Raw genomic sequence first — 25,514 nt, 5'->3', positions numbered from 1 at the left:
CATAGATGACCGCTTCTCATTTACCTACACCAACAACTCCAGTGCGTACACGATTTGCACCTAGTCCGACTGGCTATTTGCACGTCGGCGGTGCGCGTACAGCCTTGTTTAGTTGGGCTTTTGCCCGCCATTTTGGCGGTACTTTTGTTCTGCGCATTGAAGACACTGATTTGGAACGATCAACCCCAGAAGCCGTGCAAGCGATTTTGGACGGTATGAGTTGGTTGAATCTGCAGCATGATGAAGGTCCGTATTATCAGATGAAGCGCATGGATCGTTATCGTGAGGTGTTGGCAAAGATGCTTGCTGAGGGCACCGCCTATCATTGTTACTGCGCCCCAGAAGAAGTAGAAGCGATGCGTGAGCGTCAACGTGCAGCAGGCGAGAAACCACGTTACGACGGCACTTGGCGTCCAGAACCAGGCAAAACCTTGCCTGCGATTCCGTCAGATCGTAAACCAGTAATTCGCTTCAAAAATCCTTTGGATGGTGAAGTGACTTGGAACGATGTCGTGAAGGGAACAATTACGATTTCCAACCGCGAGCTTGACGATTTAGTTATTGCACGCCCTGATGGCACGCCAACCTACAACTTCTGTGTTGCTGTGGATGATAGTGATATGCAAATCACCCATGTGATTCGCGGTGATGATCACGTCAATAATACGCCTCGTCAAATTAATATTTTGAACGCATTGAGCGCGCCTTTGCCGTTCTATGGACACGTGCCTATGATTCTCGGTACCGATGGTCAGAAGTTATCGAAGCGCCGTGACGCTGTGAGCGTGATGGACTATCTCGAGAAAGGCTATTTGCCAGAGGCATTGCTAAATTACCTAGCGCGCCTTGGTTGGAGTCATGGCGATGATGAAGTTTTCAGTATGGAACAGATGATCAGTTGGTTTGATTTGACTCATCTCTCCAGCTCCGCTGCTCAATTCAATCCTGAAAAATTAGCTTGGTTGAATAATCACTACATTAAAGCGGCAGATAATCAACGCTTGGCCGAGTTGGTGAAAGTTGATCTCGATAAATTAGGCGCAGATTTGGCCATTGGACCCGATCTCGCGGCTGTAATCGCTTTGTTGAAAGAGCGCGCAAACACCACCGTTGAATTGGCTCAATCTGCAATGTTGTTCTATCGGGAGCCAGTGGCAGATGCTGACTTAGTCGCGCAGCATATTACCGAAGCGATCAAACCTGCCTTGCAAGAATTCACGACAGCTTGCGCAAATGTTGAATGGAATAAAGCTGCAATCTCAGCGACCATGAAAGAGGTTTTGGCCAAGCATGGACTTAAGATGCCGCAATTGGCAATGCCATTGCGTTTGCTGTTAACTGGGCAATTACAAACACCATCGATTGATGCTGTGATTGAGTTGTTTGGAAGAGAAGTTGTACTGAATCGCTTGGCAAAGGCTTGAGTGCTAAATGGCGGTTCGATTCGGTTTGTCTTGAGTACGCGCCGGGCAATTTGCTTTACAAGCATTGTGTAAGCTTGTTATACTCTCGCTTCTGTTTCGAGCGGGGGTATAGCTCAGTTGGTAGAGCGCTTGCATGGCATGCAAGAGGTCAGCGGTTCGATTCCGCTTACCTCCACCAAGTCGAGACAAAAGTAGTTTTAGTTTGAACAGGAATTTGAAAAATAATTCTTGCCAAAACCAAGAAAGCTACTATATAATCTTGGTCTTACTTGATCGCGAAACAAATAAAGCGTAGCGAAAAAAGTGAATAGGTCAGCAGCACGGACAGGTTACTGTCCCCATCGTCTAGAGGCCTAGGACACCACCCTTTCACGGTGGGTACGGGGGTTCGAATCCCCCTGGGGACGCCAGATAAAGCCGCTAAGTTTAAATGCTTAGCGGCTTTTTTATTTTGCGGTACAAAGCGAGCACTGCTCGCGCAGGGGATTCGAAGGGTTTCGCTTGCAAGCGAAACAGCGGCCGACTTGTAAACTCCTGATGTCTTTAGCCCTCACATTGCGCCGAGCGACCTATTGAATGACTCATACTTGTGTTTGACCAGGTTCAACAATGCTGAACCGAATCGACGTCAAATAAATACTCAGCGATATGCCAAAATCGACACACTTTAAAAAAAAGTGAAATTGGGGCTTGCTAAAACCACTGATTTTTTATACAGTATCGTTCATACAGTGATTTGCAGCGTTTTTGTACTGTCGAGTCAGGTAAAGATTTGAAATAGAGTTACTTTGAATTTAATTAATGGTCGACTGCAGGCAGTCGGCTCGTTGCCAACGTAAATACCCGAGAGAGAAACATGGACGATAGAAAATCTGATAACAGCGCTGACAAAAGCAAAGCATTGGCCGCCGCGCTGGCACAAATTGAAAAGCAATTTGGTAAAGGTTCCATCATGCGTTTGGCAGATGGTGCTAAGGTCGAAGAAGTCCAAGTGGTTTCTACAGGTTCCTTAGGTTTAGATATTGCGCTCGGCGTCGGTGGTTTGCCACGCGGTCGTGTGGTTGAAATTTATGGTCCAGAATCGTCTGGTAAAACAACCATGACACTGCAAGTGATCGCAGAAATGCAAAAGCTCGGTGGCACTTGTGCCTTTATCGATGCAGAACACGCGTTAGACGTTGGCTATGCTCAGAAATTGGGTGTCAACTTAAACGAACTCTTGATTTCACAGCCAGATACCGGTGAACAGGCGTTGGAAATTACAGATGCGTTGGTTCGTTCCGGCAGCGTTGATCTGATAGTCATCGACTCGGTTGCAGCGTTAACGCCAAAGGCTGAGATTGAAGGCGATATGGGTGACTCATTGCCAGGCCTGCAAGCACGTTTGATGTCTCAAGCACTGCGTAAATTGACAGGCACGATTAATCGCACAAACACGACAGTCATCTTCATTAACCAGATTCGTATGAAGATCGGTGTGATGTTTGGTAGCCCAGAGACAACGACTGGTGGTAATGCGCTGAAATTCTACGCCTCGGTTCGTTTGGATATTCGTCGTACCGGCTCGATTAAGTCTGGTGACGAAGTCATCGGTAATGAAACAAAGGTTAAAGTTGTTAAGAACAAAGTTGCACCTCCATTTAAAGAAGCGCATTTCGATATTCTTTATGGTGCAGGGACTTCACGCGAAGGTGAGATTCTTGACCTCGGTGCTGACTGCAAGATTGTTGAAAAATCTGGTTCTTGGTACAGCTATAACGGCGAGAAGATTGGTCAAGGTAAAGATAACGCGCGCAATTTCTTGATCGAACGCCCAGCTTTGGCGCATGAGATCGAAAACAAAGTGCGTGAGCAATTAGGTGTGCCGTTATTGCCACCACTCGCAGAAGTTTAATTCACGACGTTTTAACAGGTTCACGTTAGTCTTAAGTCGATCTTCCTTGCCATGGAGGGTCGACTTTTTTTGTTTGGTTGAGATTTCCAACATCGTGGAGAGCATGCGCCCCATTTCGTTGATTGCGATTTTCGACGCACTTCTTATATTGGCGCCACGTTCAATGTGAGAATACTGATACGGTAAGGTGTTGTTAGGTATGAGTCGCTTGGTATTGCTTTTTTCGGTAAGTGCAATCTGCTGCTTAATTTTTGAGTGACGTATAAAAGCATGGTAAAGAAACCGCAATTAAGTTTGAAAGGACGTGCGCTCCGTTATTTATCTATGCGTGAACATAGTCGTTTGGAATTGGCGCGAAAACTAACACCATATGTGCAAGAAGGTGAAGATCTAGAAGAAGTTCTTAATTTTTTAGAGCGTTCTAATTTCTTATCGAATCAACGTTTTTCAGAATCATTGGTGAATCGTCGTCAATCACGATTCGGCAACCAAAGAATTTTTGCAGAACTAGTAAATCATGACTTAAGTGCTGATGATATGGCCGAGGTCAAAGAAAAACTACAAGGCTCGGAGATTGATCGAGCGATTGAAGTATTGCACAAGAAATTTTCTTCTGGGCCCACCGATCATATGGAGAAGGCTAAGCAAATGAAATTCTTGATGCAAAGAGGATTCTCCAGCAAAGCCGTGCAGCAGGCCCTTCGCGCTCCCCGTCTCGACGAAGAAGATGGCAGATTCGATAGCTAGCTTGCTATATCATCACTTTGCGCTGTCACAAGTCTACGACTATCTTTCGATCATTTACTTATCTATCCGAGTAGCAAGAATGACAGAAAGTGTATAAGACTCTTACGCACCTCTTTTTAGTGTTTTACTGATCAGCGTTCAAGATCAAGCGGCAACCAAATACTGGACCTGCCGTGAAGCCAGTCTCAGGTTGGAAGCGAATTCGTATTTTGTTTTTACCTGCAGTTAAATGAGGTGGAATTGCATATGTTTTGTCGACGAATACGCCTGGATCCGCTGCGTCCAATTCGACACGTGCGATTTCTTGTTCGTCGACTAAGATACTAAAGCGACGATTGCGTTCTTCGCCCCAATAGCTCGCTTGTAAGCTCAATGTTCCAGGTTTGACTTTCATGTCAAAAGCAAAGAATCCACCAGTACGCGCATCACGCCCGTTCCTTCCTCGATACGAAACCGGATAGGAAATATCGGATTCTAATTGATGGTCGCGTTCAGCCTGCATTTCACCGAGATACATGATGTCAACCGACCTGCGTGCAATTTCTTGTTTTTCCTCTTCCTCTTGTTGGTATTTTTCGGCGGCTACCTGCCATTGTGATTCGGTAAAGCGTGGAAAATAGACAGCAGCGCGGCGTTCAGCCATCTGAAAGAAGGGCATAAATTGCATATCTGTTGGCTTGCCAATACCGAGTGTCTGATAGCGAAGTTTGTGTTCGGGGAGGCGTTTAAATTGCGAGAGTAACTGGTGCCCAACTAATGCGGGGGAGGGGGCTGAGTATGGCTTGTCTGCAGCACCAAGGTCAGCGCCCAAAACCATAGGGCCGCGTAATACCGCAACAATCTGATCATCATCCTTGGCAGGCTTACCACCTGCATTCTCTAGGCGTAGCGCCATAGGAAACTTTAATCTGATGCGGTCGTGCTGCTTCCAGCTTCGTTTGATGCGGCAGTAGCCATCTTCATTTTTTGTGTTGATCACTTTGCCATTGAGTTCGATTGAGAACTCGGTCGCCCATGCGGGAATCCGTAGCGCGATCTCTCGAACCTCCTGTCGGCAGTTTTCAATCTCGATCTGAATCTCTTCCTCAAACGGGTAGGCACCGGTCAATTTTAAGTTAAGCCCTTGTTCTCGCCAATGCAAGCGCGAAGGAATGTACAAATTGATGAGTAGCGTATTTCCTTGCGACCAATAAATACTATCGCCATGTTTTGCATGGCTTTCTAAGCCTGATAGTACGCAACACCAAAAACTATCTTCTTCATTTGAAAACTCGCGGGCAACACCAGACATTAACGGCGTCATGTAGGTGAACATGCCAGTCTTAGGATTTTGGTGTGTCAGTATATGATTCAAATGCCCGCGTTCATAGAAGTCAAAGTAACGCGGGTCAGCTTTCCAGCTATACAAATGACGTGTGAGTTTGAGCATGTTGTACGTACCACAGGCTTCACATGTTTGTTCTGAAATATGTTGATGCTGCGTGTCGGGGGCATCGAAATACTCACGATCACCATGTCCGCCAATGACATAGCTATGATGCTCGACGACACTATTCCAAAATTGTAGGCCGGCTTTCTGATAGCGAGCCTTTCCAGTAATCTCAGCGAGTCGTGCAAGCCCTATCACTTTGGGGATTTGCGTATTGGCGTGTAAGCTCGCTAAATTGTCACGACCTTGGACTAACGGTTCCAGCGTTTTGCTGTGATACAAACGTTCAGCCAGTGTCAGCCATTTGGAATTATTCGTGCGGACGTACAATTCAGCAAAGCTCTCATTGATGCCGCCATGTTCGCAGTTCAGCACTTGCTGGAGTTGCGTTTCGTTTAGGGAGTCAAACACTTTAGCGATATAGTTCGCCAATTTTTCGGCGATCTTCAAAGCTTTTTGATTTTTGCAATAACGCTGCGCGTCAAATAATCCTGCCAGTACTTTATGCCAGTTATAGAATGGCACCCAACACCCATTCAAATCAAAGCCAGCAGAGCGAATATCACCTGCCATAATTTCAGCAAAGATTTCTTTGCCATCGACAATTTCACCTGATTTTCGTTTGCGCAAAAATCCGCCGACATAGCCATCACCGTGCGCTTCTTGGACGCGTTCAAGTTCATTGACGATGTAATTAGCCCGATGACGCATTTCGCTAACGCCAGTTTGCGCATACATCAAGGAGAGCGCGCTTAAGTAGTGGCCAAGCGCTTCACCAGCAATCGTGTCGGCCTCCCATCCGCCATAGGGTTTGCCTTTGCTGCTTAATCCGGCGAAGCGATAATAGTTATGGAGCATACGATCAGCCTGCAGACGCAAGAGATAGGCTTGGTTGGAACGTAAGGCATCGAGATAGACCGAGGGTAGGAGGCGAACTCGTTCCATGGCTATCGCTTGAATGTTGGGATTGGCCGCTGCTGTCGGTGCAGACGAGCGTTGTAAAGATGAGGCGTTTGCATGAGCCAGAAAACTAGAAGCCATGCCGGCGCTACTTACGAGTCCTTTCAATAGGCGTCGTCGTTGTTGATTGCGCTCTTGTTTATGCTTTTGCATAGTATCTACTTTCTGGATGGGGGAGGTAACGACGAATCGTGCTGAAAATTGCAAGATTTGTACATCTACCGAATAAGCTTGATTTGCGACAGATTTAAATATATTTAGAATATAATTGAATCAATTAGCAGATGCAATGTCAAACTCCCTGTGTGTATCAAGGTGAGCCATCGATGGTAAATAGTAAAAAGTGTGTGCGTTACCGAGCAACGCACACCAAAAAGAACAGGAGAGATGATGCAACAAGCTTTTAAGAAAACAATGATGTCGGCGGTGCTTGCCAATCTACTCTTGAACGGTGCGGTTTTTTGCAGCCTTGAGGCGAGCGCCACATCTGCCCATAAAACATTTGTTAATGCAGCAAATGCGAGCGCAAGTCAGAATAAGAAAAACAAATCGACAACTGACTTTGAAGCAATTTACACCAAAGAGTGGGAATGGCGCCAACATCAAATGGCGGATGATGAAGACAGTCCACAGGATAAAGTTATTCCTAAATTGCCAGTCGTGAATAAAGCCATGCAAGATAAGCGTATGGCGGTATGGCAAAAGACTTTGAATCAACTCGATGCAATAAAAGTGTCGGATCTATCAGCAGAAGATCAAGTCAATTTCGCGGTCTACCGTAACCAGGTGGAGTCTCTCTTTTTAGCGCAAAAATACAAGCTGTATGAGCGTCCATTTAATGGCGACACTTCGTTTTGGGGTAATCTCGCGGATGTTGCGAGACGAGATTTACGCAGCGAGAAAGACTATCAAAATTATCTAGGACAAATTGCCGATATTCCTCGTTACTTCGGCGAGCAAATAGAAAATATGCGCGCGGGTCTAAAGCGTGATTTCTCTATGCCCAAGGTGAGCCTAAAAGGGCGCGATGCTTCTGTGCTGTCGGTGTTAGAAACTAAGACCTTGGAAGAGAATGTATATTTCACGCCATTCAAGAAAATGCCAAGCTCTATTTCGCCTGAGAAGCAAAATACGATGAAGCTTGAAGCGAGAAAAATTATTGAAGAAAAAGTTTTGCCATCGTATGCAAATCTTCTAAAGTTTTTGCGCGAAGAATATTTCCCGCATGCGCAAAAATCGACTGCCGCTTATGACTTACCTGACGGCCGAGCATTCTATCAGTCACAAATTAAGATCTATACGACACTCGATTTAACGCCTGAAGAGATTCATCAAATTGGACTCGATGAAGTCGCGGGTATTCGCCGTGAAATGGATCAAATCATGGCCGAACTCAAGTTTCAAGGAGGTTTGCCCGAATTTCTGAAATACCTGCGCACCTCACCAGAGTTTTATGCGAAAACGCCACAAGATTTATTGAATCGAGCCGCATGGATTTCAAAGATGTTCGATGCTAAGGCCAGTAAGTATTTTGGGCTCTTGCCTCGTCAGCGTTTTGCGATCATTCCAGTCCCCGACGATATTGCACCTTTCTACACCAGTGGTCGTGGTGGTCCTGGGGTGTATCTTGTAAATACGTATGATTTACCTTCTCGTGCTTTGTATTCCTTGCCGGCGCTGACCTTACATGAATCTGCACCGGGCCATGCAATGCAAATGTCGTTAGCTGCTGAGAATAAAAATTTGCCCGTGTTTCGCCAAAATTCGTATATCTCTGCCTACGGTGAAGGATGGGCTTTGTACGCTGAACGTTTGGGGGTAGAGATGGGGATGTACACGACACCCTATGAACGTTTTGGTATGCTGAGTTATCAAATGTGGCGCGCGTGTCGTTTGGTGGTGGATACAGGGATTCATGCCAAACGATGGACGCGTGAACAAGCACAACAATACTTTCTCGATAACACAGCTCTCTCTGCGCATGAAATTGAAACCGAGGTTGATCGCTATATTACTTGGCCTGGTCAAGCGGATTCCTATTATCTCGGATCGATGTCCGTCTGGAAGAACCGTCGACGCGCCGAAGCAGCGCTAGGCGAGCAGTTTGATTTGAGGGCTTTCCATGATGCGATTTTGGCATTGGGTTCGGTGCCGCTCTCTGTGCTCGATGCCCGCATTGACCAATTTATCGCTGATGGCAAGGCGAAAGCCTCTAAGAAGTAGTGGGAAGGAAGTCCTTGGGTAATTCGCCATTTAGAAACTTACGCATATTTGATGTATTCGAACTGGGTCTTATTTGACTTTTGTTAGACTCTCGAAAATACATTCAGAATATGGACGTACTTACATTTTTGTGATTTTTCTAGTAACAAAGTTGCAGTGAAAAAGGGTATTCCTCGCTGGAAAAGGTGCGCAAAAATGGAATTGGAGTACTAGCTGTGCTAGAATCCAAAGGTTTTTTGCAACGCCGCAGGAGCGGCTGTTATCGTAGAAGCTGCGATAACGCACGCAATTGTGGCTTTTTATCTCTGAAATGGCCGCCTCGGGCATGATGCCAATATCAACGTCCTTTTGTATTCTTGCTAGATCACTCTGGCAAATGACTTCACCGCTCTGCGTTCAGCAAGCAGCAGTGTCGTTAGGACGTGCTTGTTCAACGCTTGCTAGCCCCATTCTCTTGAGTGCAAATTCTCGCGCTTTGTTTTCCAGCTTTCAAACTTCATTGGTATGTCGTGCGACGACGTTCAGTCGTTATGGCTCGCCATTATTGTTTACGGTAGCTTCAAAACAAGTTCTGCATTGATTTCCCCCGGAAAGCAATTTGACGATGGCGCATCGTAGTAATCGATTTGTTTGTTTTTGTTTTACTTTTTAACTAATACCTCAGTGTCTGAAGGGAAGTCGTATGAAAATCCATGAGTATCAGGGTAAAGAAATCCTCCGTAAATTCGGAGTGACCGTACCGCGCGGTATCCCATGCATGTCCGTTGAAGAAGCAGTCAAAGCTGCTGAAACTTTAGGCGGTCCAGTATGGGTAGTCAAAGCACAAATTCACGCCGGTGGCCGTGGTAAAGGTGGTGGCGTTAAAGTTGCTAAATCCATGGAGCAAGTACGCGAATACGCTGATGCGATCATGGGCATGCAATTGGTCACACACCAAACTGGCCCAGAAGGTCAAAAAGTACGTCGCTTGCTGATTGAAGAAGGCGCGGACATCAAGAAAGAACTGTACGTTAGTATGGTAACTGACCGTATCAGCCAACGCGTGGTATTGATGGCATCCTCCGAAGGCGGTATGGACATCGAAGAAGTCGCTGAAAAACACCCAGAATTGATTCACTCTATCGCGATCGACCCAACAGCTGGTTTGCAAGACGCTGAAGCAGATGACATCTCTCGTAAAATCGGTGTGCCAGAAGGCTCTATCGAAGACGCACGTGTTCAATTGAAAGGCTTGTACAAAGCTTTCATGGAAACAGATTGCTCTTTGGCTGAAATTAACCCGTTGATCTTGACTGGTTCTGGCAAAGTTATCGCTCTCGATGCGAAATTTAACTTCGACGCAAACTCCTTGTTCCGTCAACCAGAGATCGTCGCTTACCGCGATTTGGACGAAGAAGATCCAGCTGAAATCGAAGCATCTAAATTTGACCTCGCTTATATTTCCCTCGACGGCAACATTGGTTGCTTGGTTAATGGTGCAGGTTTGGCGATGGCAACCATGGATACCATCAAATTGTTCGGCGGCGAGCCAGCTAACTTCCTCGACGTAGGTGGTGGCGCGACAGCAGAAAAAGTGACTGAGGCCTTCAAGATCATGTTGAAAAACCCAGGTCTGAAAGCGATCTTGGTCAATATCTTCGGCGGTATTATGCGTTGTGACGTAATTGCAGAAGGCGTGATTACAGCGTCTAAAGCAGTGTCCTTGCAAGTGCCTTTGGTTGTACGCATGAAAGGTACAAACGAAGATATCGGTAAGAAAATGTTGGCTGACTCTGGTTTGCCGATTATTTCTGCAGACACGATGGAAGAAGCAGCGCAGAAGGTTGTTGCCGCTGCTGCTGCTCACGCTTAATTATCGCAAGGAATCACTATGTCCATCCTGATTAATAAAGACACTAAAGTCATTACCCAAGGTATCACTGGTAAAACTGGCCAGTTCCATACACGTATGTGCCGCGACTATGCAAACGGTAAAAACTGTTTCGTCGCTGGCGTAAATCCAAAGAAAGCTGGCGAAGATTTCGAAGGCATTCCAATTTACGCGAATGTTTCAGAAGCTAAAGCGGCAACTGGCGCAACTGTTTCTGTGATCTACGTTCCACCAGCAGGTGCAGCGGCTGCGATCTGGGAAGCGGTTGAAGCGGATCTCGATTTGGCGATCTGTATCACTGAAGGTATTCCTGTTCGTGACATGATGATGTTGAAAGACCGCATGGCAAAAGCTGGTAGCAAAACAAAATTGCTCGGCCCTAACTGCCCAGGTTTGATCACACCAGACGAAATTAAGATCGGCATTATGCCAGGTCATATTCACCGTAAAGGTCGTATTGGCGTGGTTTCCCGCTCTGGTACATTGACATACGAAGCAGTGGGTCAATTGACTGCACTCGGCTTGGGTCAATCTTCTGCGGTTGGTATCGGTGGCGATCCAATCAATGGTTTGAAACATATCGACGTCATGAAGATGTTCAACGATGATCCAGATACAGACGCTGTGATCATGATCGGTGAAATCGGTGGTCCTGATGAAGCGAATGCATCTTACTGGGTACGTGACAACATGAAGAAACCAGTAGTTGGTTTCATCGCTGGTGTGACTGCGCCTCCAGGCAAACGTATGGGCCACGCAGGTGCTTTGATTTCTGGCGGTGCTGATACTGCGCAAGCAAAATTAGACATCATGGAAGAATGCGGTATCAAAGCAACCAAGAACCCATCTGAAATGGCGCGCTTGTTGAAAGCAATGCTGTAAGCCAATTTCGATTGGAAGTATAGGTTCAAGAAACAGGGGAGCATGGCTCCCCTGTTTTGTTTGTGTAAGCTACCGGCTGAATTGGTATTGTAATTTTTGACTAGGTAAAAAAACGATGGAGTGGTTAGCAGATATCAGTTGGGTCACTGTAGGGCAAATTATTCTGATCGATATTTTGTTGGGTGGCGATAACGCGATTGTAATTGCAATGGCTTGCCGTGAGCTGCCAGAAAACCTACGTCGTCGCGGTTTGATGTGGGGAACACTAGGCGCGATCATCGCTCGAATCGTGCTACTTGTGATTGCAAGTTTAGTTCTCAACTGGACATGGATCAAAATTCTAGGTGGTGCTTTGTTGTATTGGATTGCTCTCAAGATGTTATTGAGTGATGAAGACAATGGCAAGGAAATTACAGCACATGAAAAGTTGATTCATGCAATACGCACCATCGTAGTTGCTGATGTTGTTATGAGTCTAGATAATGTATTGGCAGTAGCCAGCGCGACCCAAGTGAGTGGATCTGGAAATCAAATCTTAATGATGGTGGTTGGCGTGCTTGTTAGCATACCTGTGATTTTGTTTGGTAGTAGTCTGTTTTTGAAGATATTAGATCGATTCCCGAGTGTCATTTTCGTGGGTGCGGCAATGCTTGCTTACATCGGTGTGGTAATGGCCTTTGCAGCCCTTGTTTCAGTTGCGCTATTGCAACATGATTTTTTGCAAATGCACGTCATAATTCCGCTCATTAATGTTAAGCTCAGTGTCGTTGGCATAATTGGTGCTATTAGTATTGCGGTTATCGCTAAAGTGAGAGCGCATATGCAAAAAAGTCGGAAATCAACATAGTCAGAGTCACTAGAAAGCGTTCGGAATATTTTCTTCATATCGTAAATCAATGCCCTCACAAACCGTCTTAGAATTCGCGAGTCACACCGATACCGGCCTTGTTAGAAGTCATAACGAGGATGCGATTGCCATTTGCCCGGACGAAAGTTTGGCGATATTGGCCGATGGTATGGGCGGTTACAACGCGGGTGAAGTGGCGAGTCAAATGAGTGTTGATATTGTCGCTCGCCAGATCAAACAGATGCGTGGCTCTACATGGTTTCCTCATATGCCATGGCAAACATCCGTGCCCATGAAATGGATACGTGATGCGGTAACGATGGCGAATACGCAGGTCATCGATCAAGCAAACCAAAATCCGGATAATTTCGGGATGGGTACGACGATTGTCGTTGCCTTGTGTTATCTCGATCGCCTAGTCATTGGTCATGTTGGTGATTCACGCGCATATCGTTTTCGAGACAATAATTTAGAGTTGATTACGCACGATCATTCTGTCCTGCAATCTCAAATTGATGCGGGTTTAATTACACCTGCGGAAGCCCAGTTTTCGCCGATTAAGAACTTAATTACTCGCGCAGTTGGATCGAGTGATGACATCGATGTTGAGGTCCACGATCACGCAATGCAGGCCAACGATGTGTATATGCTCTGCTCCGACGGACTTACCGATATGCTCGATCATATCCAAATTCAGCTAGTCTTGCGTGAATTGGGAAACGACCTTGATACTTGCTGTAAAACCTTGGTGTATCTAGCAAATCGTCAAGGTGGTTTGGATAATATTTCTGTGGTGTTGTTTCGTGTCAAAGAATTGCATGAGCGACGCTTTATGGAGTATATTTTTGCTAGTTGATAATTAGGCTTCGATTGATTTTTTTCTATAGTTTTTGGTGGGACAAATATGACGAAACTTGTCGTAAATTTTAATGGGCAAGTGCAAAGGGAAGTGCGCATCGACAAGGCCCGCATACATATTGGGCGTCGCCCAAGTAATGATCTCGTTCTAGATCACCTCGCTGTGAGCGGGCGTCATGCTGCTATTGATACGACGAGTGAAGGGTCGTTTATCCTTGATTTAGGTAGCACTAACGGTACTTCGGTGAATGGCCAACCAATTAAGAAGCACTTGTTGCAAAACGATGATGTAATTGAGTTGGGTAAGTATCGCCTGCAATTTAAAGTGGAAGCTGACAATTTTGTTCCGAGCCCGGATGATCTTCAAAAGGTGGGTAAGATTAAAGTTTTGACTGGAAACAATGCTGGCAAGGAAATGACCTTGTCGAAGCCAAACGTGACTCTCGGTAGTCCAGGAATTTTGGTTGTATCGATCAAACGTGATGACACTAATCGCTTTATGATTTCATTTGTTGAAGGTAAGGTTTTCCCTAAGATTAATGATGAGTCCATGGATGCCCGTCCGCGAATCCTGTCGGATGGTGATGTGATTGATCTATCTGGAACAAAGATGGAGTTTTCTCTGGCGAGTGCTTAAGGTCTCATTCATTTTGAGTAGAATGATTACTCATTAGGATCTACTTTGTCCGAATTAAATGAATTTTGCAAGAATAAAAAAAGGTCTCCTCGGAGACCTTTTTTGCTATGAAATAGAGCAATTATTTGCAGCTTGCTGGACGATATCTTAAATCGATTGTGCCGCTGCATGTCCAATTCAAATTGTCTGTAGCTGAAGTTGACGGCGTCAAAGTGATTGTGCTGCCGCTGATTTTTGCTTCACCAGTTGCTGTTGCAGTTAACACGGTACCACTCCAGCTTACACCTGAAACATATTGTGTTGTTTGTGTTGAAATTGAAACCAGGCCGCTGGCTGGGATGGACCCTTTAACGTTGTAGTACTCGGCAATCGTGTTTTTTGCAGAGGATGCTGCAAGAATAACTTCCGATACTTTAGCGCGAACTGTATAGTCTTTATACGCTGGCAGGGCGACCGCTGCCAAAATACCAATGATTGCAACGACAATCATCAATTCAATTAAAGTAAAACCTTTTTGTACCGACTTAAACGCTGATTTCGATTTCATAGCAATGTCCTAAATTGTAATTTAATTTTTTGTTTTTATATTGGTTAAAGATAAATTCCAAAAAAAAGGCCCCAAGTTGAGACCTTTTTCTCAAGAAGCAAGTATTACTTGCAGCTTGCTGGACGGTATCTCAAATCGATTGTACCGCTGCATGTCCAGTTCAAATTGTCTGTAGACGCTGTTGGTGTCAAAGTGATTGTGCTACCAGCGATTTTAGATTCGCCAGTTGCCGTTGCAGTCAAAACTGTACCACTCCAGCTCACACCTGAAACGTATTGTGTTGATTGTGTTGCAATTGAAATTGCACCACTTGCTGGCAAGGAGCCTGTGTAGTTAAAGTATTCAGCAACAGTATCTTTACCTGCAGATGCTGCCAAGATAACTTCAGTTACTTTTGCACGAACTGTGTAGTCTTTGTACGCTGGCAACGCAACTGCTGCCAAAATACCGATAATCGCAACAACGATCATCAATTCGATCAAAGTAAAACCTTTTTGTACTTGTTTGGAAATAGTCATTTCAAACTCCATAAAAAATTAATAAAAGGGGAAACCACGCAAGGATATAAGCACAAGCTGTGCCAGATATTCCTTGGGAGCGGATTGTAAGTGATTTCTCGCCTGTTTTTTGCAGAAATTTTCTTTCAAGCCACAAAAAATTAACTTTGATTAATAAAACGGCAGAATCTTTTAAGTCAAATGCAGAAAGAAGTAGGCTTTTAGAAATGTATCTTCATTATCGATACTTGCTTTCGAATGACAAAAAATGACAGGCTGACGTTGTTTTGACAAAAATTGTCAGGTCGATCGGTGATATGCTCACGAATATGGATAAGAAATGTCGCTTCCAATTTCATGGATTCGTTTTTTAAGCTCATTTTTTTTGTAAAATTCGCGTAAATAGAGGATTGATCCTCTGATTCTGGTGTGTAAGTTCAGTAATAAATGCGCTTAGTGTTCAAAAGGAAAAAAATGCAAAGAAGAGAGTTGCTCATATCTAAACTGCGTGCTTCAGGTTTGCATGTGTGTTTATCTTTGCTTGTAGCTACTTTGGTTGGCGTGGTGGTTTTCTTTCTCTGGTATCCCAACCCTTTTGGTTTCGCGAGTGGCGGCTTAAACCTATTTCTATTGGTTACTGGGGTTGATCTTGTTCTTGGGCCCGCACTGACTTTTGTTGCATTTGATCCACTTAAGAAGGCGAGGGTCATGCTCGGGGATTTTTTTGTTATCGGTTTATTGCAAATCTGCGCACTCGTTTATGGAGTGCATGCTGTTTTTGTGTCACGTCCCGTGGCGGTTGTATATGAAGGAATGCGGTTTCGTGTTGTGTGTGCAGCTGAGATTTCTGAAGCTGACTTGAAAAAAGCACCGAAGGGACTCTCCACATTTTCTCTGACGGGCCCCACCATTATTGGAACGCGTGAGCTTTCCCAGAAAGAACAGGGGGATGCGATTTTTCAAGCGTTAGAGGGACGCGATATCGGTATGAGGCCTGAGCTATGGACCTCATATAAAGAAACGCAATCACGTATAAAACAAGATGCAAAACCGATCAAATTATTATTAGATCGTTATCCAAGTTCACAGGCTGCGATTGATGATATCGCTAAGAAAGGGAAGGTTGAGACTGCTCAACTTGGCTTTTACCCGGTGATTTCAAAACAAGGATTCTTTACTTTGCTGGTAAATCGAAACAATGGCGATTTTATTGATTACATAATGCTTGATGGTTCTCTATAATGAGGAGCCAGCTGAGTTGATTGGTAATAATCGCATAAACGGCCGCCTCTCATAGGCGGCTTGTTTTTTACAGCCTGCTTGTTGATTTCGAAGCCTCAATCTTTATCGCACTCCATTTCATTGAAAGTCGTTGAATTATGCTGTCCTTGCGTCATAAACAAATATCGATTGTGCTATTTGGACTGGGCATTATTTGTGCGAATGTAATCTCCCATCATGTGCACCCATTCAGGACGTTTTACAATGAATTGGCAGCGGTGATTGGTTTACTTTTGGCTGCTGTCTTCTTGTTTTGCAAGCGAGAAGCCATTGTTCAACCGAAATTGGTGTATTTACCCATCTCTATCCTGTTGATGATGATGTTGCAGTTATTGTTGCAACGGGTTTATCCCTATCAAATTAGTTTCCCCGTGCTTTATCTTGGGCTGACCACTATCGCGATTTTCTATGGTTCTGCAATTGCTAGTGAGGAAAATGCGGCCCGTATGCTTTGTGATGGCATTGCCTTCTCACATCTGATAGCAGCACTTGCCTCCGTATTGATGGAAAATGCACAGGTGTTAGGGTGGGATTTGCGCCCATTTGTTATGTACATGGCAGTTGATGGCGTGGTGGCGGTTCGACCGTTTGCCAATATTGCACAGCCCAATCAACTCGCATTGCTCCTTTGTTTTGGATTGGCAGCAATCTGGTGGTTACGCCAACAGCAAAAAATACATGGTGGTATAGCGATCGTTTTTGCGGCGTTCATCGTTTGGGGGATCGTGTTGACCCAGTCACGCATTGCTTGGTTAATTCTGCCGCTGTTCGTGATCATGACAGGGACTGGCTTTGTCGGGCAGCGTAAAGAGCATATCGTATGGATGCTTGGCCTATTGGCGTTGTATGCGTTGGCAGTCTTTTTCTTGCCAACGATTTCTGCTTGGATGGGCTTTTCGAGTGGATCGGTGATTGAACGCATTGGTGGCAGGTCGGAACGCACTGTGTTGGCACAGCAAGCCATTTCCATGATCGCTAGCCACCCTTGGCTTGGGGTCGGATGGTTTGGTTTTGGTTCCGCACAAGTTGATATCGGTGCTAATTTTACGCCAACGATCTATGCCGAGCATTCCCATAATTTCATCCTCAATATTGCAGCTGAATTGGGACTGCCTTTTGCGATATTGTTCTTCGGTGCGTTCGGTTTGTGGCTTATTCGCACCTGTGGCGCGAAGTCTTTGCGTGTGCGTCCTGAGATTGGTTTGTTTCTACTATTTTTGGTCGCAATTGCTGTCCATAGTTTAGTTGAATTTCCTTTATGGTACGCATTTGTCTTGATACCTTTGGCCGTGCTAGCGGGAATGGCCCATGGCTTGCGCTGGACAGCTACAGAAACTCGCACAGTCTCTGCGCGCTCCCTGCAGGCTATTGCTGCATTAAGTATTGTTTTTTGCGGTTTGATTGTGATCGACTTCCACCGTGTTGTAGAAGGTTTTAATGAGTTCCGTCGCGCAAAAAATTATGCACAAATGGATCTCAGTAAAATTAGCTCGCCTCGTTTTACCTTAATGCCAGACTATTATGATTATTTTAGTTTGATGCGTATCGTGCCAGCGGAAAAAATGACGGAAGACGAAATCCGTTTTGTTGAGCAAACGAGTCATCGTTTCGGTTATGTACATATTCTTAGTAAGCTTGCAGAGATTTATGTTCTAAATAATCGACTTGATGATGCAGCGCAGATGATGAAAACCTTGCACCGGCTCCACCCTTTTTACTATCCCGAATATTATGATTACTGGCGTGAGCTTGCCAAATCAGACGTTCGCTATGAGAAGATATTCCTGAGCATGCCAGCAAAAGAGTAGGATGCGATGATAGTGAAATATTTGTGCACCTAAATAAAGCGCTTTCCAATGTTAAAAGCAATATTGAATTTATTTTCTAACGCGAAGAATTCGAATGCAGACGGGGCCTCCGTGGTTACCCCTACGTCATTACCTGATGCCGCGTCCTTGTTTCGCCAAGCCGGAGAATTTCTAGATCGAGGTGATACAGTCTCTTCCTTAGACACCTACTTACAGGTCATTAAGCGAGACCCACGTTTCGAAAAAGCATTTGTGATGATTGGCTACTTGTATAAGGAACGAGGTAATTTTCCGCAAGCAAAAGACCATCTGATTCGTGCTATTGAGATTAATCCTGAACTGGCTGATGCCAATTATTTATTGGGAAGTATTGCCGCAGCCGAAAATGATGCCGAGAAAATGATCGGATACTTTGAACGCTCTATTTTGCTCGATCCTTCGCAGGAACATATCTATCTTGAATTGTCGTACGCACTATTTCAATTGGGGCGCGGCAATGATGCAATTATCCAGATTAAGAGAGGCTTAGAGAAATTTCCTCAACATGTGACGATGTTGCAGTATTTGGGCAACTTCCATCTGAGTCAATTTCAGCATGAAAATGCCTTTGCCGCCTACGAACAAGCTTTACGATTGATGCCCGATTCGGTTGAGTTGCTTTACAACTTTGTGATCTGTTGCATGGCCTTGTACAGGTTTGATCTGGCGTTGGATTGTCTGATGCGAATTCAGAGCATACAGCCTGATCATGTTATGGCCAATTTCGAAGAGGGAATGCTGCGTTTGCAAAGAGGTGAGTACGAGCGCGGTTGGCGGCAATTTGAATGGCGTTGGCAAACACCAGCCCTATCGGCGGCCAAGTTTAAAACGTTTAAACCCAAGTGGGATGGCACCCAGAGTTTGGCGGGTAAGACAATTTATATACGCTCAGAACAAGGCTTTGGCGACACAATTCAGTTCTGTCGGTTTATTCCACAGTTAAAAGAATTGGGGGCACGAGTAGTTTTCTCGACGTCTCCGCTTCTGTTTGAATTGATGACGCAAATTGGAGGAGTTGATTCTTTGGTCAACGACAAGCAATCTTTGCCAGATTTCGATTTTTATTGTGACTTGATGAGTTTGCCGTTAGCGCTGGATATTTCACTTCACAATATACCAATGAGCTCGCGTTATCTGCAGTGCCCTCCGATTCAGCAAAAGCGTTGGGAAAAGCGGGTGTTGGAACAAGGAGAGCGCACGAAGATTGGTGTGGTATGGTCGGGCAACCCTTTGCATACCAATAATCATATGCGTTCAATCGCACTATCTTCAATCATGTCAATTTTTCAGATCGATGCGGATTTTACGATTTTACAGAAGGAGATAAGTGCGTCGGAGCGGGTTGAGCTCAGTAAATACCCCAATGTGTTTTTTTACGGTGAGGAAGTCAAGGATTTTTCAGATACTGCCGCCCTAGTTGACGCCATGGATATCGTTGTCACTGTTGATACTTCCGTAGCCCATTTGTCGGGCTCAATGGGAAAACCTACCTGGGTGTTGATTTCTTGTTTCTCTGATTGGCGTTGGTTGCTAGGTACAGAGAGTAGCCCTTGGTATGATTCTGTGCGACTATTCCGACAAAATACGGGTGAACCTTGGGAAGTGATAGTGCAGAAGCTGAAGAATGAACTCGTGGCGTTGAAAGAGTCCCTAGCAACCTAGCATGTTGGGATAATTAAGGCATCATTTGAACATCTCGTTTTGATAAAGACGGAACTTAAAACTTAACTAAAGACTTAACTAAAATTATGTTTAATTGGTTTAATGCATCGCAGGCGAAAGAGTTTGCAAATAAATTGGCGGATTTTTTGATTGAAAAGATGCCAAAAGTGGACGCAAACAAGAAAGACAAAATGCTCAAGAAACGTGGCGAGGTGATCGCAGCGGCACTTTGGCAGGTCGATGAATATAAGAAGCAACACAAGCTAAACGTCTATCAGAAAGCGCAACTGGGCAATACCCTGAAATGGCGACTCATCGAAGCGCAATTCGAGAAGGAATTCGCCGATGAAATCACGCACTTGGTTCTGACAAGCCTATAACTGATCACATTCCTTGTCATGCTAAAGAAAATGTTGGGATTCTTCCTAGGCAAGAAAGAGGAGAGTCGTGATTTCAAGACGGGTGAAATGAATAACTTAGTCGAGTCGGTGACAGCGGAATCTTTGTTCAAGGCTGCGGGTGAAGCCTTTGATCGCGATGATACTGTTAAGGCTTTGGACCTATACGCGCAGGTCATTCATCTTCAACCCGATTTCGAAAAAGCCCACGTCATGTTGGGCTTTCTCTATAAAGAGCGCGGCAATCTGTTAAAAGCAAAATTACACTTATCCAAGGCTGTCGAGCTGAAAGCAGACCTGGCCGATGCGTGGTATTTGTTAGGCGGTATTGCGTCGCTTGAAAATGATGCGGAGACTGCGATCAAAAATTGGCGACGGTCTATAGAAATCTCGCCGAGTCAAGAGCACGTTTATGTTGAGCTATCCTTCGCGCTCTATCAGCGCAAACAGGTCGAAGAAGCGGTTGCCGTTGTCGAAGCCGGCTTGCAGTATTTTCCACGAAATATTGGTATGTTGCAGCATTATGGAAATTACTGCCTGTATTTATTTCGTTACGCGCAGGCTATGGGAGCCTATATGCGTGCCCTCGAGCAGAACCCTCATTCCGTTGAACTCATTTTCAACTATGTTGTTTGCTGTGTGGTATTGATGAAGCTTGATGAGGCCTTCGAAGGCTTTGCTCAAATTCGACGGCTCCAACCGGACTACAGTCCTGCTCTTGTTCTAGAAGGAGCGTTGCGTCTGAAGTTGGGGGACTTCGAGCAGGGTTGGAAACTCTATGAGCATCGTTGGAATACATCTGAGTTGACAGGATGGCGGTTTGTCACTTCAAAGCCTAAATGGGATGGCACTCAAAGTCTTGAGGGGAAAACCTTACTGATTGCGTCTGAGCAAGGTTATGGAGATACGATTCAATTTTGCCGTTTCATCCCACAGCTGGAAAAGTTTGGTTGCACAGTGCATTTTGTAGTTCTGTCACCATTATATGAAATGATGGAGCAAATGTCGGGTGTTACCCAGTTATTGCGCGAAACCGATCCATTGCCTGTCTATGATTATTATTGTGATCTGATGAGTGTGCCACTCGCGCTACAGGTGACAGTTGAATCTATCCCGTCCGCTTCTGGTTATCTGCGTAGTATGGAATCGCGCGTACTGCACTGGCGAAGTCGTTTAGAGCATCAAAAACGTCAGCGTCGAGTTGGCATAGTTTGGGCGGGCAACCCTGAACATAAAAATAATTATTTGCGCTCTATCTCTTTTGCAGCGATTCAACAATTATTTGCATTGGACCTTGATTTCACGATTTTGCAGAAGGAAATCGGCGCCGTGGAAAAGCAAGAGCTGCAGAGGTTCGACAATGTGCATTTCTATGGCGACGAAGTCACAACATTTATAGACACTGCGGCTTTAGTTGAATTAATGGATATTGTCGTGACAGTCGACACTTCCGTCGCACATTTGGCTGGTGCAATGAATAAGCCGACTTGGGTTTTGCTTTCTTACCATTCAGATTGGCGCTGGCTTCTCAATACCGACCGCAGCCCTTGGTATGATTCAGTTCGACTATTTAGGCAGCAAATAGGTGAGCCTTGGGCAAATGTTGTGGAAACAGTTAAGCTAGCGCTAGCAAAGTAAAGGTCTACCTAGTCGGGATAGTGGGTGCATCGATGTCCGCCACCCATTCGCCTGATTTTCCGCCTCGTTTCTCCATTACACGAATATCGCTCATCACCATGCCGCGATCGACCGCTTTACACATATCGTAGATGGTGAGTAAACCAACTTGAACGGCCGTTAGCGCCTCCATTTCAACGCCTGTCTGGCCTCGTGTTTCAACTTGTGCCGTGCAGTGGATACAAAGATTCTCTGGATCTTGCTCGAAGTCGACCGTGACGCGTGTCAATGCAAGTGGATGGCAAAGAGGGATAAGATCGCTGGTGCGTTTCGATGCCATGATTGCAGCGATTCTTGCGATGCCCAAAACATCGCCCTTTTTTGAATTCCCCTGCGCAATCATTTTGAATGTTTGTGCTTGCATGCGTATCTTGCCACGGGCAACGGCAACGCGATGCGTGTTCTCTTTAGCACCCACATCAACCATATGCGCTTGTCCGCTGGCATCGAAATGCGTGAATTCATCACCGGAGGTCGAACTTGTAGGTGCTTTGTTGGTCATAAGATGAACATAAAAAATAATTGTGAGTTAAGATAAGTGCTTAGCTAAACATAAATGTCTTTACCTGTTTTCTTGTGTAGCGCGACTTATTTTTGTGATCATATCACCGTGAAAAAAGAAATTCCGTTTTTTCGAAAAAACTTGACTCAGCTCATGTTGAGCGTCTGCCTATCAATTACGGCATTGCCTCAAATTAGTTCGGCTCAGGGGCAAAAGTTGCCAACTTTGGGCGATACCGCGCGGGCAGACTTGTCGCCTATCATGGAGCGCAAGTTGGGCGAACAAGTGATGACGAGTGTCAGACGAGACCCTGATTTTTTGAATGATGGGCCAACCTCTGAGTATCTGACAAAGCTCGGTAATAGTTTGCTCGATAAGCGTCCGGATGCGCGCGGTGAAGAAAGATATGATTTTGAGTTTTTCGCGGTACGTGATCCTGTCTTAAATGCATTTGCCTTCCCCGGTGGTTTCATTGGCTTTCATTCAGGCTTGTTGTTGGCTGCGCAAAGCGAGTCTGAGCTCGCCTCGGTAATGGGGCATGAGATTGGGCATGTATCGCAGCGTCATATTGCGCGCATGATCGGCCAACAAAAACAAGATGTATTGATTCCCCTTGCGGCAATTCTGTTGGCGGCTTTGGCGGCAAAGTCTAGCCCCGATGCGGCAATGGCGATGGTGATGGGCGGACAGGGCCTGACCATACAAAGACAACTGAGTTTTAGTCGAGATGCGGAGCGCGAAGCAGACCGGATCGGCTTCCAGATCCTCAAGGATAGTGGCTACGATACTTCAGGTATGTTGGCTTTTTTTGGACGTATGCAACACGCTTCACGCAATTACAGCGATAACGGCTTGTCATATTTGCGCAGTCATCCATTAACCACCGAACGCATGGCGGATATTCAAGGGCGATTATTTGGTGAACGCTATCGACAGCGCGTAGATGGTTTGGATTTTTATTTAATGCAAGCACGAGTCCGTGTGCTGCAAGATAGTAAAGCTCAAGGTCTGATTGATTCAAAGATCGTGTTTGAGAATCAAATTCAGAATGGCAATGAAGAAAGTCGCTTGAGTGGTAAGTATGGCTTGGCTTTTGTCGCCTTTAAGAAGTCAGAGTTTAAACAGGCTGAGGTGATTTTGAATGAATTGATCAAAGAGCTTGAGCAAAATCCTAAACAGAATAAATGGTTGAAAGAGATTAGTGCATTTGCGAGCCTCACGATTGATATTGAGTTAGGTCTTAAACGCGTTGAACAAGCTGTGGCCAAAGCGAAGTCTGCTGTCCGAGATTTGCCTCTGGCACGAGGCATGGTATACCAATATGCTGACGTGCTTATCGAAGCGAAACATTATGAAGAAGTAGAAAGCTTCTTGCGTGACCAAATTTCCTTGTACAGAAGGGATGCTCGTTTGCAGCATGAAATAGCCAAGGCTTATGCTGCACAAAATAAGGAAGCCCTGCAGCACATCGCTCTAGCTGAGGCGTATATGTTGGAAGGCGCTGTGCCAGGAGCGTTGCAGCAATTGGAAATTGCTCGCACCGCTAAAGATGTGAAGTATTACGACTTATCGGTGATCGACGCCAAAGAGCGTGAATGGAAAGAGCGATATAAAGAAGAGATCGAGGCAGAGAAAAAACGCGGCGATTCACGCTCGAATTTTAGCGTGCAAGCGCAGCGTTTCGATGGAGATGCTTGGAGTAATATGCAAACTAAAACCGAAACAAAAGCCGATTCTAACGTGGAATCCAAAGTCAAAAGAAGAACGCAGAGCTATTCCCTGCTTGCTCTTCAGCGCGGCTTGGACTGAAAGCCGTTTTCCTGCATCAGTCTGGCTAGCGTAGTGAGTTGAACAGGAATTAAATTATTGTGCCATTGTAAAGCCAGTGCGCCATCACAATGACCAGTTTCGATGATTTGCCATAACTGATCGTCGGGGATACTGTCGCTATTGAGGCGCAGTAGAGCGATGACATCAACTAAATCTCTGTCATCGACTTGCGCTAACTGCTCGCCATTTTGGATCGTCATGCTGCCATCTTGAAGTAGATGGGCTTTCTCTAGTGTGTCGAGTATTTCGCCTGTATGCAATCGCCAAACTTGATTCGGCAGAAGTTGACTGATATAGGGAGTGGCTTCCAAATCCACGTAGACTTTTTGCGGGCCGTTTTGGAAGTACCATCGGCCTTCGTCGTCGACCCCGTAATTGCGATTAATGAATTGCTGTAGCGCCGGATTGCGGATGGTGTCTCCAGCTAAATTTAAAGCTTGTGCACGTTCATCACGCATACGCCAGTTGCCGCGTGCATCAAGGGCAAGCCAGGCGTAGCAGTGAGGTACCTTAGGCCATTTGGCCATGGCTGCTTTAACAATGTCATCCATGTTGATCGAAATGTGTGAGCAAGCGTTGTGGCAGCCAAGTCAGTGTTCCTGGAAATGGACTCTGTGCGAAACCAACATGCCCACCATGTTCAGGAAATTCTAACTGTACTGCAGCTGCGGCGTTTTGCGGTAGAAATCGCTCAGGTAAAAACGGGTCATTTTTCGCATTGAGCACCAAGGTTGGCACGCAAATATCATTCAGTACCAAACGCGCGCTCGCACGATGCCAATAGTCGTGGACATCGCGATAGCCGTGTAAGGGCGCAGTAACCACATTGTCGAATTCGAATAAGTTCTTAGCCCTGAGCATCGTTGCTTTATCGAATAGGCCTGGAAATTGTTCTAACTTCGCGAGACATTTGGGCTTTAAAGTTTGTAGAAACTTTTGGGTGTAGACCCAGTTGAATCCTCGGGACAAAGTCGCACCACTATTCGTGAGATCGAGCGGAGCCGAAACCGCGCAAGCGGCATCAACGATACCTGCGGATTGCTGTGACTCGCCTAGCCAACGGAGTAGGGCATTGCCGCCGAGCGAAACGCCAGCGGCATAGAATTTTGCTTGCGGATGTTGTGCTTTAAATTCTTGATGTAGGCGACGCAAAATCCAATTGATTTCTTGCGAGTCACCTGAATGATAGAAACGTGGTGCTTGATTTGCTGTGCCAGAACAGCCACGGAAATGCGGTACCACGCCATGCCAGCCACGTTCTTTGATGGCAGCCATAGTGGCGCGTGCATAGTGGCTATCGCTTGAGCCTTCCAAACCATGGAACAGAACCAACATCGGTTTACCTGCTTCGCCATCGATGAAATCGAGGTCGATAAAATCATTGTCAGGCGTGGTCCAACGCTGGCGTCGGAATTGCAAACTCGGTTTGCGCATAAAGAGTGCTGGCACGATGGTTTGCAAATGGCCGCCAGGTAACCAGTTTGGTGAAATGTATTTCATGA

At 45.5% G+C, this 25,514-nt stretch carries 21 protein-coding genes and 2 tRNA genes; 17 read left to right on the top strand and 6 right to left on the bottom strand.

The genetic code is table 11. The features are described from left to right. Positions 1 to 5 precede the first annotated feature (5 nt). The 5 genes from gltX to recX all read left to right on the top strand — a co-directional run bounded on the left by gltX (position 6) and on the right by recX (position 4,065). A complete protein-coding gene (gene gltX, locus H8K36_RS05650) occupies positions 6 to 1,424 on the top strand; it encodes a glutamate--tRNA ligase (protein WP_186914676.1) in 1,419 nt (472 codons plus the stop codon). 102 nt (positions 1,425 to 1,526) lie between these two features. Continuing rightward, a tRNA-Ala gene (locus tag H8K36_RS05645) sits at positions 1,527 to 1,602 on the top strand. A 156-nt stretch (positions 1,603 to 1,758) separates the two neighbouring features. Continuing rightward, positions 1,759 to 1,834, top strand: a tRNA-Glu gene (locus H8K36_RS05640). A gap of 446 nt (positions 1,835 to 2,280) precedes the next feature. Beyond that, positions 2,281 to 3,318: a recombinase RecA gene (gene recA, locus H8K36_RS05635; RefSeq protein WP_186914677.1), complete on the top strand. Its 1,038-nt coding sequence runs from the start codon at positions 2,281 to 2,283 to the stop codon at positions 3,316 to 3,318. Positions 3,319 to 3,588: 270 nt separating this feature from the next. After that, a complete protein-coding gene (recX, locus tag H8K36_RS05630) occupies positions 3,589 to 4,065 on the top strand; it encodes a recombination regulator RecX (protein ID WP_186914678.1) in 477 nt (158 codons plus the stop codon). Positions 4,066 to 4,189: 124 nt separating this feature from the next. Here recX and H8K36_RS05625 read toward each other — a convergent pair whose 3' ends face one another. Continuing rightward, entirely contained in the window at positions 4,190 to 6,607 is a 2,418-nt protein-coding gene (locus H8K36_RS05625; RefSeq protein WP_186914679.1) for a glycoside hydrolase family 127 protein, read from the bottom strand. Positions 6,608 to 6,841: 234 nt separating this feature from the next. On the opposite strand from H8K36_RS05625, the gene H8K36_RS05620 reads away from it, so the two are divergent. The 6 genes from H8K36_RS05620 (at position 6,842) to H8K36_RS05595 (ending at position 13,771) form a co-directional block, all read left to right on the top strand. Continuing rightward, a complete protein-coding gene (locus H8K36_RS05620) occupies positions 6,842 to 8,677 on the top strand; it encodes a DUF885 domain-containing protein (RefSeq protein WP_230404296.1) in 1,836 nt (611 codons plus the stop codon). Between the two features lie 667 nt (positions 8,678 to 9,344). Further along, positions 9,345 to 10,529 carry an ADP-forming succinate--CoA ligase subunit beta gene (gene sucC / locus H8K36_RS05615; RefSeq protein WP_255423111.1) on the top strand — a complete coding sequence of 395 codons (1,185 nt, stop codon included), beginning with the start codon at positions 9,345 to 9,347 and terminating at the stop codon, positions 10,527 to 10,529. Positions 10,530 to 10,547: 18 nt separating this feature from the next. After that, positions 10,548 to 11,429 carry a succinate--CoA ligase subunit alpha gene (gene sucD, locus H8K36_RS05610; RefSeq protein WP_186914681.1) on the top strand — a complete coding sequence of 294 codons (882 nt, stop codon included), beginning with the start codon at positions 10,548 to 10,550 and terminating at the stop codon, positions 11,427 to 11,429. Positions 11,430 to 11,544: 115 nt separating this feature from the next. Beyond that, positions 11,545 to 12,276, top strand: a complete 732-nt coding sequence (locus H8K36_RS05605; protein ID WP_186914682.1) for a TerC family protein — start codon at positions 11,545 to 11,547, stop codon at positions 12,274 to 12,276. 49 nt (positions 12,277 to 12,325) lie between these two features. Beyond that, positions 12,326 to 13,132, top strand: a complete 807-nt coding sequence (locus H8K36_RS05600; RefSeq protein WP_186914683.1) for a Stp1/IreP family PP2C-type Ser/Thr phosphatase — start codon at positions 12,326 to 12,328, stop codon at positions 13,130 to 13,132. Between the two features lie 48 nt (positions 13,133 to 13,180). Beyond that, positions 13,181 to 13,771, top strand: coding sequence for an FHA domain-containing protein (locus tag H8K36_RS05595; protein ID WP_186914684.1), 591 nt, complete (start codon positions 13,181 to 13,183; stop codon positions 13,769 to 13,771). A 121-nt stretch (positions 13,772 to 13,892) separates the two neighbouring features. Here H8K36_RS05595 and H8K36_RS19300 read toward each other — a convergent pair whose 3' ends face one another. Both H8K36_RS19300 and H8K36_RS05585 read right to left on the bottom strand, forming a co-directional pair. Then, entirely contained in the window at positions 13,893 to 14,318 is a 426-nt protein-coding gene (locus H8K36_RS19300; protein WP_186914685.1) for a pilin, read from the bottom strand. Positions 14,319 to 14,422: 104 nt separating this feature from the next. Next, entirely contained in the window at positions 14,423 to 14,836 is a 414-nt protein-coding gene (locus H8K36_RS05585) for a pilin (RefSeq protein WP_186914686.1), read from the bottom strand. A gap of 453 nt (positions 14,837 to 15,289) precedes the next feature. Here H8K36_RS05585 and tfpZ point away from each other — a divergent pair, with 453 nt between their 5' ends. The 5 genes from tfpZ (at position 15,290) to H8K36_RS05560 (ending at position 21,641) form a co-directional block, all read left to right on the top strand. Continuing rightward, positions 15,290 to 16,057 (top strand): TfpX/TfpZ family type IV pilin accessory protein, encoded by a 768-nt coding sequence (gene tfpZ, locus H8K36_RS05580; protein WP_186914687.1) that lies wholly within the window; start codon positions 15,290 to 15,292, stop codon positions 16,055 to 16,057. A 137-nt stretch (positions 16,058 to 16,194) separates the two neighbouring features. After that, on the top strand, positions 16,195 to 17,904 hold the full coding sequence (locus H8K36_RS05575; RefSeq protein WP_186914688.1) for a PglL family O-oligosaccharyltransferase: 1,710 nt from the start codon (positions 16,195 to 16,197) through the stop codon (positions 17,902 to 17,904). 48 nt (positions 17,905 to 17,952) lie between these two features. Further along, on the top strand, positions 17,953 to 19,605 hold the full coding sequence (locus tag H8K36_RS05570; protein WP_186914689.1) for a tetratricopeptide repeat protein: 1,653 nt from the start codon (positions 17,953 to 17,955) through the stop codon (positions 19,603 to 19,605). An 86-nt stretch (positions 19,606 to 19,691) separates the two neighbouring features. Next, positions 19,692 to 19,985, top strand: a complete 294-nt coding sequence (locus H8K36_RS05565) for a hypothetical protein (protein ID WP_186914690.1) — start codon at positions 19,692 to 19,694, stop codon at positions 19,983 to 19,985. A gap of 30 nt (positions 19,986 to 20,015) precedes the next feature. Then, positions 20,016 to 21,641: a glycosyltransferase family 9 protein gene (locus H8K36_RS05560; RefSeq protein WP_222611118.1), complete on the top strand. Its 1,626-nt coding sequence runs from the start codon at positions 20,016 to 20,018 to the stop codon at positions 21,639 to 21,641. Between the two features lie 4 nt (positions 21,642 to 21,645). Here the strand turns inward: H8K36_RS05560 and moaC are convergent, their stop codons facing one another. Beyond that, a complete protein-coding gene (gene moaC / locus H8K36_RS05555) occupies positions 21,646 to 22,182 on the bottom strand; it encodes a cyclic pyranopterin monophosphate synthase MoaC (protein WP_186914692.1) in 537 nt (178 codons plus the stop codon). Between the two features lie 141 nt (positions 22,183 to 22,323). Here moaC and H8K36_RS05550 point away from each other — a divergent pair, with 141 nt between their 5' ends. Then, positions 22,324 to 23,991: a M48 family metalloprotease gene (locus H8K36_RS05550; protein ID WP_230404295.1), complete on the top strand. Its 1,668-nt coding sequence runs from the start codon at positions 22,324 to 22,326 to the stop codon at positions 23,989 to 23,991. Here H8K36_RS05550 and H8K36_RS05545 read toward each other — a convergent pair. Both H8K36_RS05545 and H8K36_RS05540 read right to left on the bottom strand, forming a co-directional pair. Continuing rightward, on the bottom strand, positions 23,973 to 24,563 hold the full coding sequence (locus H8K36_RS05545) for a DUF2946 family protein (protein WP_186914693.1): 591 nt from the start codon (positions 24,561 to 24,563) through the stop codon (positions 23,973 to 23,975). The genes H8K36_RS05550 and H8K36_RS05545 overlap by 19 nt on opposite strands. After that, positions 24,556 to 25,512 (bottom strand): hydrolase, encoded by a 957-nt coding sequence (locus H8K36_RS05540; protein WP_186914694.1) that lies wholly within the window; start codon positions 25,510 to 25,512, stop codon positions 24,556 to 24,558. Before H8K36_RS05540 ends, H8K36_RS05545 begins: the two co-directional genes overlap by 8 nt. Positions 25,513 to 25,514 lie beyond the last annotated feature (2 nt).

The organism is Affinundibacterium nitidum (genome assembly GCF_014284155.1).
GTDB lineage: Bacteria > Pseudomonadota > Gammaproteobacteria > Burkholderiales > Burkholderiaceae_D > Undibacterium > Undibacterium nitidum.
Note: the sequence above shows the minus strand (reverse complement) of the source record. Positions and strands in the feature narration are given on the sequence as shown.